At 59.1% G+C, this 14,751-nt stretch carries 18 protein-coding genes; 6 read left to right on the forward strand and 12 right to left on the reverse strand.

Features of this window, described 5'->3' with window-relative positions; all coding sequences use genetic code 11:
* The first annotated feature begins 163 nt into the window (after nt 1–163).
* The 3 genes from ACFQY0_RS09475 (at nt 164) to ACFQY0_RS09485 (ending at nt 3,324) form a co-directional block, all read left to right on the forward strand.
* Nucleotides 164–445 (forward strand): hypothetical protein, encoded by a 282-nt coding sequence (locus tag ACFQY0_RS09475; RefSeq protein ID WP_379711638.1) that lies wholly within the window; start codon nt 164–166, stop codon nt 443–445.
* A gap of 138 nt (nt 446–583) precedes the next feature.
* Nucleotides 584–2,398, forward strand: a complete 1,815-nt coding sequence (locus ACFQY0_RS09480) for an SLC13 family permease (RefSeq protein WP_379711640.1) — start codon at nt 584–586, stop codon at nt 2,396–2,398.
* A 2-nt stretch (nt 2,399–2,400) separates the two neighbouring features.
* Nucleotides 2,401–3,324: a 3-keto-disaccharide hydrolase gene (locus tag ACFQY0_RS09485; RefSeq protein WP_379711642.1), complete on the forward strand. Its 924-nt coding sequence runs from the start codon at nt 2,401–2,403 to the stop codon at nt 3,322–3,324.
* Between the two features lie 225 nt (nt 3,325–3,549).
* On the opposite strand, the gene ACFQY0_RS09490 is transcribed toward ACFQY0_RS09485, so the two are convergent.
* From ACFQY0_RS09490 to rplU, 5 genes are all read right to left on the reverse strand, one after another.
* Nucleotides 3,550–5,406 (reverse strand): monovalent cation:proton antiporter-2 (CPA2) family protein, encoded by a 1,857-nt coding sequence (locus ACFQY0_RS09490; RefSeq protein ID WP_379711644.1) that lies wholly within the window; start codon nt 5,404–5,406, stop codon nt 3,550–3,552.
* A gap of 452 nt (nt 5,407–5,858) precedes the next feature.
* Complete coding sequence (locus ACFQY0_RS09495) at nt 5,859–6,875, reverse strand: hypothetical protein (protein ID WP_379711646.1); 1,017 nt, start codon at nt 6,873–6,875, stop codon at nt 5,859–5,861.
* A 77-nt stretch (nt 6,876–6,952) separates the two neighbouring features.
* A complete protein-coding gene (pyrE, locus tag ACFQY0_RS09500; protein ID WP_379711648.1) occupies nt 6,953–7,522 on the reverse strand; it encodes an orotate phosphoribosyltransferase in 570 nt (189 codons plus the stop codon).
* A gap of 631 nt (nt 7,523–8,153) precedes the next feature.
* Entirely contained in the window at nt 8,154–8,414 is a 261-nt protein-coding gene (rpmA, locus tag ACFQY0_RS09505) for a 50S ribosomal protein L27 (protein ID WP_379711650.1), read from the reverse strand.
* 49 nt (nt 8,415–8,463) lie between these two features.
* Nucleotides 8,464–8,772 (reverse strand): 50S ribosomal protein L21, encoded by a 309-nt coding sequence (gene rplU / locus ACFQY0_RS09510; protein WP_379711652.1) that lies wholly within the window; start codon nt 8,770–8,772, stop codon nt 8,464–8,466.
* Nucleotides 8,773–8,916: 144 nt separating this feature from the next.
* Between rplU and tsaE the strand changes: the two genes are divergently transcribed.
* A complete protein-coding gene (gene tsaE / locus ACFQY0_RS09515; RefSeq protein WP_379711654.1) occupies nt 8,917–9,324 on the forward strand; it encodes a tRNA (adenosine(37)-N6)-threonylcarbamoyltransferase complex ATPase subunit type 1 TsaE in 408 nt (135 codons plus the stop codon).
* On the opposite strand, the gene ACFQY0_RS09520 is transcribed toward tsaE, so the two are convergent.
* The 3 genes from ACFQY0_RS09520 to ACFQY0_RS09530 are packed head-to-tail and all read right to left on the reverse strand — an operon-like array spanning nt 9,321 to nt 10,917.
* On the reverse strand, nt 9,321–9,620 hold the full coding sequence (locus tag ACFQY0_RS09520; RefSeq protein WP_379711655.1) for a hypothetical protein: 300 nt from the start codon (nt 9,618–9,620) through the stop codon (nt 9,321–9,323). The genes tsaE and ACFQY0_RS09520 overlap by 4 nt on opposite strands.
* A 49-nt stretch (nt 9,621–9,669) precedes the next feature.
* A complete protein-coding gene (locus ACFQY0_RS09525) occupies nt 9,670–10,344 on the reverse strand; it encodes an SDR family NAD(P)-dependent oxidoreductase (protein ID WP_379711656.1) in 675 nt (224 codons plus the stop codon).
* Nucleotides 10,345–10,374: 30 nt separating this feature from the next.
* Nucleotides 10,375–10,917 (reverse strand): tetratricopeptide repeat protein, encoded by a 543-nt coding sequence (locus ACFQY0_RS09530; protein ID WP_379711658.1) that lies wholly within the window; start codon nt 10,915–10,917, stop codon nt 10,375–10,377.
* Between the two features lie 137 nt (nt 10,918–11,054).
* Between ACFQY0_RS09530 and ribD the strand changes: the two genes are divergently transcribed.
* Together ribD and ACFQY0_RS09540 are read left to right on the forward strand one after the other, a co-directional pair.
* Nucleotides 11,055–12,086: a bifunctional diaminohydroxyphosphoribosylaminopyrimidine deaminase/5-amino-6-(5-phosphoribosylamino)uracil reductase RibD gene (gene ribD / locus ACFQY0_RS09535; protein WP_379711660.1), complete on the forward strand. Its 1,032-nt coding sequence runs from the start codon at nt 11,055–11,057 to the stop codon at nt 12,084–12,086.
* Nucleotides 12,087–12,110: 24 nt separating this feature from the next.
* Nucleotides 12,111–12,413 (forward strand): hypothetical protein, encoded by a 303-nt coding sequence (locus tag ACFQY0_RS09540; RefSeq protein ID WP_379711662.1) that lies wholly within the window; start codon nt 12,111–12,113, stop codon nt 12,411–12,413.
* Between the two features lie 7 nt (nt 12,414–12,420).
* Here the strand turns inward: ACFQY0_RS09540 and ACFQY0_RS09545 are convergent, their stop codons facing one another.
* The 4 genes from ACFQY0_RS09545 to ACFQY0_RS09560 all read right to left on the reverse strand — a co-directional run bounded on the left by ACFQY0_RS09545 (nt 12,421) and on the right by ACFQY0_RS09560 (nt 14,724).
* Nucleotides 12,421–13,416 carry a CAP domain-containing protein gene (locus ACFQY0_RS09545; protein WP_379711664.1) on the reverse strand — a complete coding sequence of 332 codons (996 nt, stop codon included), beginning with the start codon at nt 13,414–13,416 and terminating at the stop codon, nt 12,421–12,423.
* A gap of 114 nt (nt 13,417–13,530) precedes the next feature.
* Complete coding sequence (locus ACFQY0_RS09550; protein WP_379711666.1) at nt 13,531–13,893, reverse strand: hypothetical protein; 363 nt, start codon at nt 13,891–13,893, stop codon at nt 13,531–13,533.
* A 134-nt stretch (nt 13,894–14,027) separates the two neighbouring features.
* Nucleotides 14,028–14,291 carry a hypothetical protein gene (locus ACFQY0_RS09555; protein WP_379711667.1) on the reverse strand — a complete coding sequence of 88 codons (264 nt, stop codon included), beginning with the start codon at nt 14,289–14,291 and terminating at the stop codon, nt 14,028–14,030.
* 64 nt (nt 14,292–14,355) lie between these two features.
* Nucleotides 14,356–14,724 (reverse strand): hypothetical protein, encoded by a 369-nt coding sequence (locus ACFQY0_RS09560; protein ID WP_379711669.1) that lies wholly within the window; start codon nt 14,722–14,724, stop codon nt 14,356–14,358.
* Nucleotides 14,725–14,751 lie beyond the last annotated feature (27 nt).

The raw sequence follows: 14,751 nt of genomic DNA on the forward strand, positions 1-14,751 counted from the left end.
ATCGCTCTCTTCTGCTGCTGGAAACGGACTGATGGACTTCAACTTCAAACCTTCCCGGGTCGTGGGACTCGTTGTCCTTCTCGCTGCCTTTGCTTTGTGCGGAGGCTTTTCGATACCCGAGGGAATGCCGCTGCGGATGATGCGAACCTGGTCGACCTCCGTGATGCTCTTCACGCTCAGCGCGATTTCAGCAACAGTGGTTGACCATTGGATCGGGAATCTTGATCGGAGCAATCTCCGCTGGTTTTACATCGTTGTCGGAGTCGCGGGAATGGCAGGTTCGGCAATGCTGCAGCATGTGGTCAACGAGCAGGTGCCGATGAGGGAGGGGACATCAGGTTTCCTGCGCCAGGATCGATGTTCTGCAGCAATCTTCTTCACTCCGGACGGGACCCTTCTGAAGGCGAAACATTCCGATATATCATTCGGACCCTGCTCGTGCTAACTCGTTGGTGCCATGGGCGTCTCATCGGTGAAAGTTCCTTTGCGGGAAATTTCTGGTGCCATCCATCCAGTATTTCTGTGATTAAGACGCCACAATTCGGCCTTGGTTCCCGGAGGCCTAGACATGATGATCTAGTCTGTGTCTCCTGACTGGCATCAGTACTTTGTGTTCGGCCTGACGATTGCGGTTTTTGCCGCTTTCCTGTGGGGGAAATTGTCGGTGGAACTCGTGGCTCTCTCCGCTGCGGGCCTGCTTCTGATGACGGGTATTCTGGACAAGGACGACCTGCTGGCTTCCTTTGCGAATCCGGCTCCGGTCACCATCGGTGCGCTTTTCATCATCAGCGCGGCACTCGAAAGAACCGGCCAGATCGCCCGGCTTGGACGCCTTTTCAATACCGTCGCAAAAGGGAGCGAACGGCGGGCATTGGCGGCCCTGCTGATCGTGTGCACGATTTGTTCGGCCTTCATCAACAACACGCCGCTGGTCGTCATCCTGCTCCCGGTGATTCTCGGTTTCTGCCGTGACAGCGGTGCCAAGCCGTCACGGCTGCTGATTCCAATGTCCTACGCAACGATCCTCGGCGGCACCTGTTCGATGGCCGGCACCTCGACGAACATTCTCGTGGATGGCATCGCGCGGGAACGTGGCATCGCCCACTTCGATCTGTTTTCGATCGCGCCGCTGGGGATGATCTACGCGGTGATCGGGGGATCCTATCTCTGGTTCTTCGGCTCCAAGCTTCTACCTGCGCGAGATACCCTGGCCACTCTGTTAGATGCGAGTCGGGGGCGCGAGTTCCTGATTCAGGCGGGCGTGCCGGAAGGTTCACCTTTAATCGGAAAGAGCGTGCTGGATGCTCTCAAGGGACGCTCACGCAAGCTGAAGATCATCGAGGTTCGGCGGCGTGGGCGGATCCTCGAAGATGCCTTGGACGCGATCATTCTCCAGTTCGGCGACCGCCTGCTCATCCGCACCGGCACCAAGGGAGTCGCCGAGTTGCACAAGGGAGACGAGGTGAATGTCGGAATGGGAACCGAGACCGGCCTGGACACCTTGGAAGAGCGGGAAGCCGTTCTGCTGGAAGGCATGATCGGACCCAATTCGCGCCTTGCGGGAAAGACCCTCGCCCAGGTGGCCTTCCGTCAATCATTCGGCGCCTTGATCCTTGCCGTGCATCGTGAAGGACAGAACATCACCAAGGATTTCGAAACGCTGCGTCTCGAGTTCGGCGATACCCTGCTGGTGGAAGGATCGCGCGAAGGTGTCGAGAGACTGAAGGCCGAGCGCGACTTCATTACGCTGTCCGAACCTCGCCCGGAAGCATTCAATCTGAAGAAAGCGCCCTTCGCCGTGGCGGGAATCTTTCTCTTCATCTTCCTCGCGGCCTTCAATTTCGAGTGGATTGGTCTGCCGCTGAATTTCGATACCTTTGCCGCCGCCTTCCTCGCCGCTTTGTTCGTTCTCCTGGCCGGTTGCCTCACTCCACGTGAGGCCTACGAAGCCGTCGACTGGAAAATCCTGCTGCTGATCATCGGCATGCTCACGCTTGGCGCGGCGATGGATAAAACGGGTGCCGCTACGACCCTGGCCACCCACGTCGCCGACGCACTCGGACCGCTTGGACCCTGGGGCATCCTGTGTGGCATCTATCTGCTGGCGAGCATCATGACCGAGATGGTCTCGAACAATGCCGTGGCCGTGGTGCTGGCACCGATCGTCATCCGCATTGCCGAAGCGGTGGACGTTTCGCCGATCCCCTTCCTCGTAGCGGTCATGTTCGGAGCCAGCGCGTCGTTTGCCACGCCGATCGGTTACCAGACGAATACCTACGTTTTTGGTGCCGGTGGCTACCACTTCAAGGATTTCGTGAAAGTTGGCCTTCCTTTGAACATTATTCTCTGGATCGTCGCCTCCTTCACCATCCCGCTCATTTGGAAATTCCATCCCTGAACATGAAAACCCTGATCGCTCCACTCGCCCTCGTCTGTTCCGCCACCTCGCTACTGGCAGCTCCTGAAGCTCCCGTCTGGACGGATCCCGCCAAAGCCGCCGCAGAATACCCCGATTTCAAAATCCAGGGCGAATACGTCGCTGAAGGTCGCGCCGCTCAGGTCGCGGCGATGGGCAAAGGAAAATTCCAGATCTCCGAGTATGCCAAAGGTCTTCCGGGTGCCGGTTGGGATGGCTCGAAAATCACGAAGTCCGTCGGCGATGCCGCTTTCGTGGCCGAGCAGCTTGACGGTTTCAGCCGGGTCGAACGTGAGGTGCCGACTCTCGGCGCCAAACCACCGGAGGGTGCGGTGGTGCTCTTCGATGGCACGAATACCAACCAGTGGAACAAGGGCGTGATCAAGGACGGGCTGCTGATGGCCGGGACGACGACCAAGAAGAAATTCAAGGACTTCAAGCTGCATCTCGAGTTCCGCCTGCCCTTCAAACCGGAAACTCCGCTGAGCAGCCAGGATCGCGGAAACAGCGGGATCTACATTTTTGGTCGTTACGAATGCCAGATCATCGACAGCTTCGGTCTCGACTATGACCTTAGTACTTGGGGTGGGAAAAACCACTCGGACAACAAACAATGGTGTGGGAGCTTCTACAAATTCAAGACCCCCGACGTGCCAATGTGCCTGCCTCCGCTTACCTGGCAAAGCTACGACATCGACTTCACTGCTCCGAAGTTCGAAGACGGCAAGAAGGTTACGAACGCGCGAGTCTCGGTTGTTCAGAACGGCGTGATGATTCACGATGATGTCGAGCTTCCCAAAGGCACCGGTAACGGCGGCAAGCTGCCTGAAATTCCGGAAGGAAACCTTCTTTTCCAAGGCCACGGTAATCCCGTGCAGTTCCGGAACATCTGGATTGTGGAGAAGTGAGTCGGCTTTGAGCGCTGGCCGATCCAGCTAGCGAAGAATCGGACCAGGATTGATAGGATGGATCGGATTTAGATTTCCAAATCAGAGCCTTATCTTGTCCAACAGATACATTGAATGGGCTTCGATACTCGATTTGGCGTAATGTCCAAGCTCCCAAAATCCTACCCATCTCATTCATCCTGGTCCTCCGTCCCCCAATAGGAGTCACCCCTCTTGATCCCCGGATCACTCGGCGCTCTTGGCCTGCTGAGCTGCGGTCCTGATCGGCGCGTCGCTGAGAAGGCTTTCGAGGTCGCGGATGTTCTGCTGGGCGGCGGAGATGTAGCTCTTTTCGTCGCGCTCTTGACCGGCCAAGTTGGCGATTGCCTTGAACTCCATGTCCTTGAAGCGTCGGGCCGCATCTTTCGAGTGATCGAGGTGATGCCCGATGGCATCGAGCGCGGCGATGCCGCAATCGAGGGAGGAACCGAGCTGTTCGATGAAGTATTCCACTTCCGCTTCGTGCAGCAGGTAAGCGTGGTTTCTCGAGCAGGCGCGGGCAAGGATCCGGAGATGCGGGAAGTGCTTGCGGCAGTGATTGATGATCGTCAGGCAGCCGTCTTCGTCATCGATCGCGATGATCATGAGCTTCGCATCGGCGGCGCCGGCTGAATGCAGAAGCTGAAGACGCGTCGCATCGCCATAGTAGCAGGTCGCGCCGATGCGACGGAGGAAGTCAATGTGGTCGCTGTCCTTCTCAAGCACGGTCGGACAGTGGCCAACGGAGCGAAGCAGGCGCACGATCGGGTGGCCGAAGCGCCCGAAGCCGGCGAGGATGATTTCGGGGTGGTCGTTCTGGATGTCCGACTCGCGTTCGGGCTTCTCGCTGCGGGTGGTCCCGAAGCGTGGCAGGATCGCGCGTTGCAAGAAGATCAGCAGCAGTGGCGAGAGCGCCATCGAGAGCGCGACCGATGCAATCATCAGGCTTGAGAGCTCGGGGCTCATCGCTCCCTTGGCCAGAGCGAAGCCACCGAGCACGAAGGCGAATTCACCGCCCTGCGCCAGTGCCACGCCAAAGAGCAGGCGTTGGTCGAAACCGAGACGGAAGACTTTTCCCAGAACGAGCAGGACCAGGAACTTGATGAGGATCAAGAGGGTGACGAAGAGCGCGATGAGTGCCGGTTTTTCGGCGATCAGCGCGAAGTCGATGCTGGCACCGACGGCGAGGAAGAAGACGGCGAGCAGCAGGGATTTGAAGGGCTCGATGTTGCCCTCCAGTTCGTGGCGGTAGGAGCTGGAGGCGAGCATCACCCCGGCGACGAAGGTACCGAGTGCGGCGGAGAGGCCGACGGAGTTCATCAGCAGTGCCACGCCGACGACGAGGGTGAGCGTGGTGGCGTTGAGGGCTTCGGGGACCTTCAGTCGCGCGACCCAGTTCAGCCATGGCGTGAGCAGGAAGCGGCCGAGTACGATGATGAGCCCGATCGCTCCGAGAATTATGAAGCCATGGGCCCAGGCCGGTAGCTGGTCCATCCATGTTGTTAGAGTGGTCGCGTGCTCGTCCTCTCCTTTTGAAATCGGTGAGCGGTAGGCAAGCAAGGGAATCACGGCGAGAATCGGGATCACCGCGATGTCCTGAAAAAGCAGCACCGCGAAGCTCTGCTTGCCGGCATTGGTTTCGGCCAGTCCGCGCTCCTTGAGCGTCTGCATCACGATCGCCGTCGAGGAAAGCGCGAGGATCAGGCCGAGCGTGATCGCTTCCCGCCAGTCCTCGGCGATCAGTCCGCCGACGAGTGCCAGCGCAGCGGCAGACAAGACCAGTTGCAAGCCGCCGAGTCCGAAGATCGCGGCGCGCATGCGCCAGAGTTTGGTCAGGTCGAGCTCGAGCCCGATAACGAACAGCATCAGCACCACGCCGAACTCCGCGAAGTGCATCACTTCTTCCTGATCCGAGCCGATAATGCCGAAGGCCGAAGGCCCGATCAGTGAGCCGATGAGCAAGTAGCCGAGAACCGCGCCGAGGCCGAGGCGTTTGCCCAAGGGCGCCGCCACGGCCGCAGCCAAGAGGTAGATGAAAGCATTGAGAAAGAGATCAGGATCCATGGTAACACGCGCGGCCGCGGCCAAGCATTGGCCTCGGTCGACGGATGGGGCAACTCTCAAGAACCGACGCCCTTCCCGCCACACAATCTACTTCGATCCATCACCCAATCATCCGAAGGTGGGACGCTGCGGGCACAAAAGAGGTGTCACACAAAAGAGGTGTCAGGTGATACAACTTGCGATGGTTTTCGCCTGAAAAATGAAGAGAAGTCCGGGAAAATTTGGTGCGGCTTGTGCCTTTGATCATCGGAGGCCGAAGGTGGTAGCCGGTCGCTAGGTTCGCTTGATCGACAGGAGGGTCGCTCCTGCCTATTGGGAGGCTCGGGGGCATCCCTCCGGAATGCGGTGGTCTGGGATTCGGGCTCCCGGGGTGGTCGCTTTGCTCGACCCCGCGCTAGGATCTGTCATCCCTTCCGGGATGGGGTGAGGTCAGGTAATGGAGGTCCGAACTTTCACAACTCCAGCATGTGGGTGATGTGGGTGGCGGTGAGGGCGCCCATGCTGTCGCAGCCGCGGTAGACGTCGTCGTGGTGGTACTTGGCGAGGTCGGCGGCGAGACGGACGACGTGTTCGCGCGGGGCGAGTTCCTCGCGCTGCATGACGCCTAACAGGGCCTTCAGGCGACTGCTTTCCACTTTGGCGCGGCGGGTCATCTGGGCGCGCTCTTCGGCGACATACTGCTGAATGGTTTTGCGGTTGAGGGATTTGAAGGCGAGCTTGGTGACGGCCTTGTTCGAATCGAAACGGTAGGCGAGGTAGGTCTTGCCGCGCTTTTCGTAGCTCTGCTGGTCGAAGTCGATCGGGCGGACGCGGTACTGTACTTCCTCGAAGTCGGGGGTGATGTCGACGACGTAGTTGACGCTGCGCATGTCGCCTAACAGACGGATGAAGCAGCGTTCGTTGAACTTGGTGAACTCCTTGGCGATGCGGACTTTGTTGAGTTCCGGTTTCGGCAGGTCGTTGCGGAGGAAGGCATCACCGGGGACACCGGCGATGTGTTCTTCGATGAGGGTGTTGCCTTTGACGAGGTAGTTGATCCGGTTCGGCGAGAGGATGTGTTCGAGCTCGAGGCCGTAGATGCGTGAGGCGTCGGCCTGCTTGACGTAGAAGTAGTCGGAGTTGTCGTTGTAGAGGTTGGTGATCCGGATGCGGAAGGGCCGGGAGTTTCCGAACTCGCCGAAGTCGACGCGATCGACGGTGAGGTGTTCGTGGTGATCGGATTCGCCGCCGATCTTCAGTTCGGCGTAGATCTGGGTGAGCTTCGGGCGCAGTTCGCGCATGTGCTCCTGATCGTAGAAGACGGAGAGCCAGAGGGTTTCCTTGCCGCGCGGATCCTCGTAGGGAATGGAACCGGAGAAGCGGGTGAGGTCGTCGTAGACGAGCGGGATCTCGCGGAGCCGGTCGAAATGATAGAGGTACTGCCTGAGTGGCGGGGAGACGTCGTACTTCTGTTTCCTACGTGAGATCATCGCCATGATAGGGATAGCTTGCCAACTGAGGGGAATGATAGCGAGCCTTCAGGTGGGGAGAGCTCAGGCATGGGATCTTACTCGTCGAGCAAAGTGCTGCGCGAGAAGAGGGAGACGACGGGGATGCCGCGGGCTTCAATGGCCTGGCGGCCGCCTTCTTCGCGGTCGACGAGGACGAGGGCGAAGGCAACCTTGCCGCCTTCGCGTTCGATGGCATCGATGGCTTTCAAGGTCGAGCCGCCGGTGGTGATGACGTCATCGACGACGACGATAGTATTTCCTTCGGCGAAGTTGCCTTCGATCTGTTTGCCGCGTCCGTGGCCTTTGGGTTCCTTTCGGACGGTGAAGACCTGGAGCGCTTCGTCGGGGTTCTGGCGGGCGGAGGCCATGCCGACGGCGAGCGAAATGGGGTCGGCACCGAGGGTCATGCCGCCGATGGCATCGACCGAGAGGCCTTCTTCGCCGATGCGCTTGCGGACGGCTTCCCAGCCGAGTTCGCCGATGAGGGCGGCGCCGAAGGGGTCGAGTGCGGTCATGCGGCAGTCGATGTAGAGGTCGCTCTGGGCACCGGAGGCGAGGGTGAAGGTGCCGGTGCGGACGGACTTTTTAAGAAGGAGATCTTTGAGGGAGGCGGCGGTGTTGGACATGGGGAAAGAGTCCAGAGACCAGAGCTCAGAGACCAGAGAAAAGAATCGGAGGTGGGGCGTGCTTCGGTTTTAGCATCGATGCTCCGGAAGGAGAGATTGCCGAATGTTCGAACTTTCATAGAGTGGCGAGATGGATGGCGATGATCCGATGACCCGACCGAAGTTCAAGCTGGCGAAGATGGATGGCCCGTTGGGTGATCTCTCCGGCATGTCGGTGGCAGAGAGGGCGGAGTTGGTGACGGCGCAAGGGAGGCAACGAATTCTCGAGGAGCGGGCGCGATATGAGGCGACGATTTGGAGAAACGCCTGTCTGGCCTGGAGTTTATTCGCGGGTGGATTCTTGATGTTGTGGGGGTTGCAGGAATCGGCAGACAACTGGTCCTTGATCAGGAAAAGCTGGTTAGGTTGGGTTTGGGGAACGCTATGCTTCGTTGCGGCGGCGGCAATGGTGCTGTCTCTACCATTGATCCTTCATTCTTCCTTCCACGTGATCCGATTGATCTGGAGGAAGGCGCGGGGGCGGTGACTCGCTGGGGTGGGGGGCCATCGACAAGAATGTCGATGCGCCGGAACGAAAAAAGCCGCCTGCCCTTGCGGGTGGCGGCTTTGGAAATTTGGGAAGCGGCGGAACTTAGTTCGCGGCGACTTCGGCAGGCTTGACGTTGACGCGACGACCGTTGCGGTCGAAGAAGACGTGACCGGCGACGCGGGCGTGGACGGTGTAGTCCTTGCCGAGGTAGACGTTCACGCCGGGCTGCCACTTGGTGCCACGCTGACGAATGATGATGTTGCCTGGGATGACGACTTCACCACCGTACTTCTTGACGCCGAGGCGCTTGGAGTGGGAGTCGCGACCGTTCTTGACGGAGCCTTGTCCTTTTTTATGGGCCATGAGATTGGGAAAATTTAAGGTTTAAACTTTAAACTCCAAGGGGTGGAGCTCAGGCGATCGAGTTGATTTCGATCGTGGTGAGTGCGCGGCGGTAGCCTTTGGTTTTGTGGAAGCCCTTACGACGCTTGAACTTGAAGGCGATGCCTTTCTTGCCACGGTAGTTGTTGAGGACGGTTGCTTGAACGCTTGCGCCTTCGACGACGGGTGCGCCAACCTTGATGTCGGCGCCTTCGCCAACGATGAGAGGTGCGAACTCGAGCACGGTGCCCTCATCGAGGTTGAGATTCTCGACATCGAGTTTGTCGCCTTGTTTGACGCGGTATTGTTTACCGCCGGTTTTGATCACTGCGTAGGCCATGGCCGTTAGAAGAAGGGATTAAGGGATGCCCCGCCTTTGCGCGGGGGCGGGGAGAACACCACAGGCTTTCGATACCGGCAAGGGAATTTTTTGAAATCGACGGGAGGAATTATTCAGGTTTCCTGAGTGCTTGTGAATCGCTGTGTGTCAAACGAGTCGGAGATGGTCGATTTGGGCCGGGAAGTGGCTGCGGAACTCGGCGCCGGGTCGGTGCTGGGGCTGGTTGGCGGCCTGGGGGCGGGAAAGACCCATTTTTCTAAGGGTTTGGCGTCGGGACTGGGGTTTTCCGGCTCGGTGACCAGCCCGACGTTCTCACTGGTTCACGAGTACCGGGGCGGCCGACTGCCGGTTTTCCACTTCGATTTCTACCGCCTGGACTCGGCAGAGGCGCTGCTGGGCATCGGCTGGGACGAATTTTTAGACGATGGCGGGGTGGTGATCGCCGAGTGGGCGGACCTTTATCCGGAGTTGATGCCGGAAGAAACGCGCTGGTTGCGCTTTGAAGTTCGACCCGACGGAAGCCGCGGAATCGAGGAAGTGACGGCTCTTTAAGGCGTGAGCGAACGGGAAATGGAGTCCATCAGACGGCTGATGGTTCCCTGCGTGCGCTGGGCGGTGGCGGGTGCGTTATTATAAGTACGCTGCACGGTGTCATAGGAGCGGACGCCGGTATCGGAGCTGCGCAGGGCGGTTCCTGAGGAGTTGTAGACTGCGTCTGGCGCGTTTTCGTAAACGCGTTGGGCAGTTGCCGCCGTCCGATAGGCCGTACCCACAGAGCGATTGGCGGATCCGCAGGAGCAGAAAAGCAAACTGGCGCAGCCGAGTAGGGTGAGGACGAGGGCTTTCATGAGGGCGGAAGACTAGGGGGCGAGGCGACGGGGTCAATCCGGCATTTAGTCACACACGGCTATCGAGCTGGAAGACCTGGCCGGAAGTGTGGGGCAGGTGCTGGTGGAGATGGACGAGAAATGGGGCGACGCTGTCTGGGGTATTGAAGCGGCCGAGGGCATGATTTTGGCGGACGGCTTTCCTGCGTGCCTCGCTGAGGGCCTCGGTCATGCGGGTTTCGAGAAAGCCGGGGAGGATGACATTGACGCGGATTCCTGCGGAGCCGACTTCACGGGCGAGGGATTTGGCGAGACCGATGAGTCCGGCTTTGGCGGCAGCGTAGGCGGCCTGGCCGATGGGCGGATGGATGGCCGAGTAGCTGGAAATGAAGATGAGGTGACCGCTGCGGCGGCGGAGCATGGGCTTGAGCGCGCTCTTGGCGCAGCGAAAGGCACCGTGGAGGTTGATCTCGATCTGGCGGTCCCAATCGCCCTCGCTGGTCCGGGCGAGGAGTTGGTCGTGGCTTAGCCCGGCATTGAGGACGAGTAGATCGAGGGGCTCGAGTGTTTTAAAAAATGAGCTTACGGAGTCCGGATTCGAGACATCAAGTTCGCTGCGACCTGGAGCATGGACATTGAATCCCTCATCACGAAACGACGAAGCGATCCGGTTTCCCAGATCGCCGTGACCGCCGGTAACGAGCACGTGTTCCATCTCGCAGGAGCCTGCCGTGCGTGGCGGCATGTGCAAGGATGGAGCGCGTGGCGCGTCGTGTTACCGTGATGCCGACTGGGGAGCCGGGCGGATGACGGTGGCGTGCTCATCGAAGCGGGCGATGCCGCCGGCCTGCTCGAGCAGGTAATCGAGCGCGACTTTGGCAGGGACATTTTTCAGCTGCAGGCTGACTTCGCGCTCGCCGAGTTCGTTCTTTGGATCGCGGATCATGAAGTTCGGGCTGAAGGTAATTTTCGGATCCGTCTGCTTGGCTTCCTCAGTGACCAGGTGATCAAGGGCTTCGAGTGCTTCGGAAAGGGTGACCTTGTCCATGCTGACGCTGGGCAACTTGATGGCGGCGAGCTGGATGCTGCGGCGTTTGGAAATCAGGTCTCCCTTGTTTTCGGAAAGCTTTCCGAGCTGATAGCGCGCGTAGGCGTGGTCGGGCTTGAGACGCAGCGTTTTGGTGAATGCGGTGCGGGCCGCGGCGACGTCACCCTCGGCGACGGCGTCCATGCCCTTCTTGTAGTAGTCATCGGCTTCACTACCAAAAGCTGGCAGTGCGATCAGGGCGATGGCTGCAAAGATGATGGAGCGTTTCATGAGTCTACTTGGGTTGATGGTGATGGTGGGTTGCGACGCCGACTGAGCGAATCGACGTACTCCTAACATGGTCGCTATTTGGACAATCTTCAATCTCTGAGTTGATCATCCGGCCCCGAGGAGTCATTCCCTGAGTGGTGAATGACCATGAATTGTGGATGCAGCGCGCGATCGACGAAGCTCGCAAGGGAATCGGTCGAACATCGCCGAATCCTCCCGTCGGGGCGGTAATCGTCCGTAACGGCAAGGAACTCGGGGCGGGATGGCATCGGGCAGCCGGAAAACCGCACGCCGAGCGCGAAGCGATCGCGCAGGTGAAGAAATTACATGGTGAAGACGCCCTGAAAGGAGCAACTATTTTCGTCACCCTGGAGCCCTGCTCGACCCAGGGGCGCACGCCGGCCTGCACGGCGGGGGTGATTGAGGCAGGGATTTCAAAAGTCGTCTACGCCGCCACCGATCCGAATCCTGCCCACGCGGGGCGTGCCGACGAAGTGCTGCGGGCGCATGGGATCGAAGTCGTGGCGGGGGTGCTGGCCAAAGATGCCGAGCGGGTGATCCGGCCCTTTTCGAAAGTACAGCGCTGCGGGCTTCCCTGGGTGATGCTGAAAACGGCGATGAGTCTCGATGGTCGCCTGACCCGCCCTCCCGGCGAAAGCATGTGGCTCACCGGTCCGCAAGCGCGTGCTGAAGTGCAGCGGCTGCGGTCGGCGGTGGATGCGATGGTGACCTCCGGTGAAACCGTGCGGCGTGACCGCCCCCGGCTCGACCTGCGTGAGCCGGAACTGTTAGAAGGTCGCCTGCAGCCATGGCGTGTTGTTCTAACAGATCAGCCGGAAAGCCTGCCGAAGGATGCGCCGCTCTTCTCAGACGGGCATTCAGACCGGACGCTCATCATGCCGAGAACCGATCCCGAAGCGGCGCTGCGCCGGTTGGTGCGGGAGTTTGGGGTGAACTCGGTGATGGTGGAGTGCGGAGGACGACTTGCCGGGCTCCTGTTAGATCGTGGCTTGATTGATGAGTTGGCGGTTTTCATGGCGCCGATGCTGACGGGGGGAGCGGTGACGGCATTGGGTGGCGATGGTTTTCCCGATGGCTTGGAACTGGAGGAACTGCATTACCAACGTTTCGGTCCCGACGTGATGATGCGGGGAGTGATCAAGTCATAGCGTGGGGCTCGTCACTTTTCTGCCATGACGATTTCACGGAGCCATCATCAGGGCTTCATCGGCAGGGTGGACAAAGGTGCCGTCAAAACGACGAACACCATGACTACTGAAACCATCATTCACCCTTGGGCGAGCCGAATCCTTCCGGGATTGAGTTATGCCATTGCGCTGACCCTTACACTCGGAGGTCCTGCATTGGTTGCCTCTTCGCTGGTGCTGGCCTTCATCACCCGGGAGCCGGGAATCATCGGCCTCGGATTGTTAGGCGGTGCCATCATGGGGGCGAGCGGAGCACTGGCACTGGTCTGGTGCCTGAGGAGACGCTGAGTGCATCCTAGCGCCCGAACATCTGCGTCCAATGCCTGCCGTAGCGTCCGAGACCGATGCGTTTCTGGGCGGCGTTGAACATGTTCTTGTGGTGGCCGGGCGAATAGAACCAGCCGAGGTTGGCTGCATGGGGGTCGGTGGACCCCATGTAGATGTTTTCGCCGGATGAGGTGGTGTCGAAATTCGCGGCGCGATCCCATGGCGTCGTCTTCCCTTTGACGGGAGAATCATGGGCAAAGAATTGTTGTTCAGCCATGTCCTTCGAGTGATCGCGTGAAGCATCACAAAGCTTAGGGTCGAGTTCGAGGGCGCTGAGACCCAGATAAAGCCGCCACAAGTTGCATTCTTCGATGCCGCGCGCCTCTTCGGCGGGAATCTCGTCCTTTTCGGCGGTGCTGCGATTCTTGGCGAGAACCCTCAACCCCTCACGTGGCAACGCGCTGGCCGACTCGGCGATTTCCCTCTCTCGTGCCCTCATTGATTGGACCGAATTGGATGGCGTGGTGGAAATCTCGGCATTGAGTGAAGCATCACGGAAAGTACCGAGTTTCAAGGCCGCGTCACGAAGGGCCTTGAGCTCGGGAGAGCCGGCGGCGACCAGCTCGTTCGGCGTCGGTGCGATCAATTTCCGCAACTTTTCGACGGCCGGCATGCTGATGGTTTTGAGGAGAGGCTTCATCTTCGCTTCGCCCATTGAGTAGACTTCCATGAAATCCTCACGCAGTTGGCGAATCTGGCTCTGGTTACTCCCCCCATCTTGCTTGCTCGCGGATTGGAGGGCGGTGTAGTAGCGGTCACTGACGAGCGGCCACGCTTTGTTGAGTTGTTGATTGAGATCTCGGAGCACCGAGCCATCGACATCGTTGAGTGATTCGCAAAGTGGCTCGATCGATCGACCGTTCTCGAGATTTGTCTGAAAGGCGGCGAGCAACTCATCGGCAGCCTGTCCGGCGAACGAATGACAAGCGGTGGCGATGAGTGATGCGAAGAGGAGGACTTTCATTCCGTGAAATAGAAATGGCCGTTACCCGAGTGCTTGGCAAGAAATCGCGCCTTCCGGACAAAACACGACCGCCAAGCGCAGGTGCGCATGGCGGTCCCTCAGTCGGCGATGACCTCAGCGTCTGTGACCGTTCTTCGAATGGTGACTTCCGTGGGAAGAATGATGGGATCCGAAGGAGATGCTGATGCCCCGTTCGTTGCGATAGTAACCAGGCTTCGGGTGCACATGCTTCGTGCGGTACTTCGGATGATGGACGGTGGGGCGGCAACGGTGATTCACCGGCAGGGCGCGCACGCTATAGACCGGGTGACCACAATGATCGTAGTAGGAAATGAAGCGTTGCGAGTAGACGACGCATCCGCAGGCGCTCCGGCCGCTGACATAGGTGTGACCGGCATGCTTCGGGCGTGCCTCGGCATTAGGAACAGCGATGCAGGCGGCTGCTGCAGCAACGATGAGTGTTAGAAATTTCTTCATGGTCTGTTGAATTGGGATTCACGTCGTTCGACCCCAAGTCTTCAGAACTTATTCAAGCGAGATGAAGATTTTTTCCCGAATGGGCGATTCCAAAACGTTCCCGGCTTTCCAATAGCGACTTCCTTCGAGCTTCGTCATGCTCTCGCCGCTTTCCTCTGAGGAACGAAGCCGTCATGAGAATTCAGCGATTCGATGATCGGTTTGCTCTGAAGTCGAAGAGAGTAGGAATACGAAGGATGACGGTTTTTTTCGATGCCTTTGATGCGGTCGGCATCTGAAGCACGGGAAGCGGCCCCGAAATTGTCGAGCGTGCTGAGAGATGCCGTTCGTGAAACCAATTGCGGAGTGGCTTCCGGTGCTTGCTTTGCGGCATCCTGAGCCGTCTTCCCGGTCGGCATGAAAAAGCCCGCCCCGAGTATCGGGACGGGCCTTTTCGCAAGGCGGTGACGAACTACGGGACTTCTAGTACTCGTTTTCGAATTCGAGGCGGAGGCCGCCGGTGAACTTTGCGGCCACGTTGTAAACGAACGCACCAATGATTCCTCCGATGAAGCCCAGAATGGCGTAGAGGATTGGAGCGAAGAGCATGATGCCCAGACCGGCGCCCACGCCTGCCCCAAGTGCATCTGCATTGTTTGAGGCAAAGCCGCCGAACATCAGGATCAGGCCGAAGGGCACGTAGAGCAATCCGAATGCCGCCATGATGATGGCCTGGATCATGCCCGCGCTCATCGGATCGATCTTCTTCAATCGCTTGGAAGTGCGCAGTCCGGGAGTCGCGAGGGATCCTCCGCCCTGTTGCTCAGGTGCTTGGTAGGGATTTTGATTCATGTGTGTGGTTGTTTTGTGGATTCGGAA

It is taken from the genome of Haloferula chungangensis (assembly GCF_042664875.1).
In the GTDB taxonomy this organism is placed as follows: domain Bacteria; phylum Verrucomicrobiota; class Verrucomicrobiia; order Verrucomicrobiales; family Akkermansiaceae; genus Haloferula; species Haloferula chungangensis.

Excerpts from the sequence above, each read along its gene's own strand:
- ACFQY0_RS09475 (WP_379711638.1), top strand. The coding sequence starts at position 164 with ATGCTCTTCACGCTCAGCGCGATTTCAGCAACAGTGGTTGACCATTGG.
- ACFQY0_RS09485 (WP_379711642.1), top strand. The coding sequence starts at position 2,401 with ATGAAAACCCTGATCGCTCCACTCGCCCTCGTCTGTTCCGCCACCTCG.
- ACFQY0_RS09490 (WP_379711644.1), bottom strand. The coding sequence starts at position 5,406 with ATGGATCCTGATCTCTTTCTCAATGCTTTCATCTACCTCTTGGCTGCG.
- ACFQY0_RS09495 (WP_379711646.1), bottom strand. The coding sequence starts at position 6,875 with ATGATCTCACGTAGGAAACAGAAGTACGACGTCTCCCCGCCACTCAGG.
- pyrE (WP_379711648.1), bottom strand. The coding sequence starts at position 7,522 with ATGTCCAACACCGCCGCCTCCCTCAAAGATCTCCTTCTTAAAAAGTCC.
- rpmA (WP_379711650.1), bottom strand. The coding sequence starts at position 8,414 with ATGGCCCATAAAAAAGGACAAGGCTCCGTCAAGAACGGTCGCGACTCC.
- rplU (WP_379711652.1), bottom strand. The coding sequence starts at position 8,772 with ATGGCCTACGCAGTGATCAAAACCGGCGGTAAACAATACCGCGTCAAA.
- ACFQY0_RS09520 (WP_379711655.1), bottom strand. The coding sequence starts at position 9,620 with ATGAAAGCCCTCGTCCTCACCCTACTCGGCTGCGCCAGTTTGCTTTTC.
- ACFQY0_RS09525 (WP_379711656.1), bottom strand. The coding sequence starts at position 10,344 with ATGCCGCCACGCACGGCAGGCTCCTGCGAGATGGAACACGTGCTCGTT.
- ACFQY0_RS09530 (WP_379711658.1), bottom strand. The coding sequence starts at position 10,917 with ATGAAACGCTCCATCATCTTTGCAGCCATCGCCCTGATCGCACTGCCA.
- ACFQY0_RS09540 (WP_379711662.1), top strand. The coding sequence starts at position 12,111 with ATGACGATTTCACGGAGCCATCATCAGGGCTTCATCGGCAGGGTGGAC.
- ACFQY0_RS09545 (WP_379711664.1), bottom strand. The coding sequence starts at position 13,416 with ATGAAAGTCCTCCTCTTCGCATCACTCATCGCCACCGCTTGTCATTCG.
- ACFQY0_RS09550 (WP_379711666.1), bottom strand. The coding sequence starts at position 13,893 with ATGAAGAAATTTCTAACACTCATCGTTGCTGCAGCAGCCGCCTGCATC.
- ACFQY0_RS09555 (WP_379711667.1), bottom strand. The coding sequence starts at position 14,291 with ATGCCGACCGGGAAGACGGCTCAGGATGCCGCAAAGCAAGCACCGGAA.
- ACFQY0_RS09560 (WP_379711669.1), bottom strand. The coding sequence starts at position 14,724 with ATGAATCAAAATCCCTACCAAGCACCTGAGCAACAGGGCGGAGGATCC.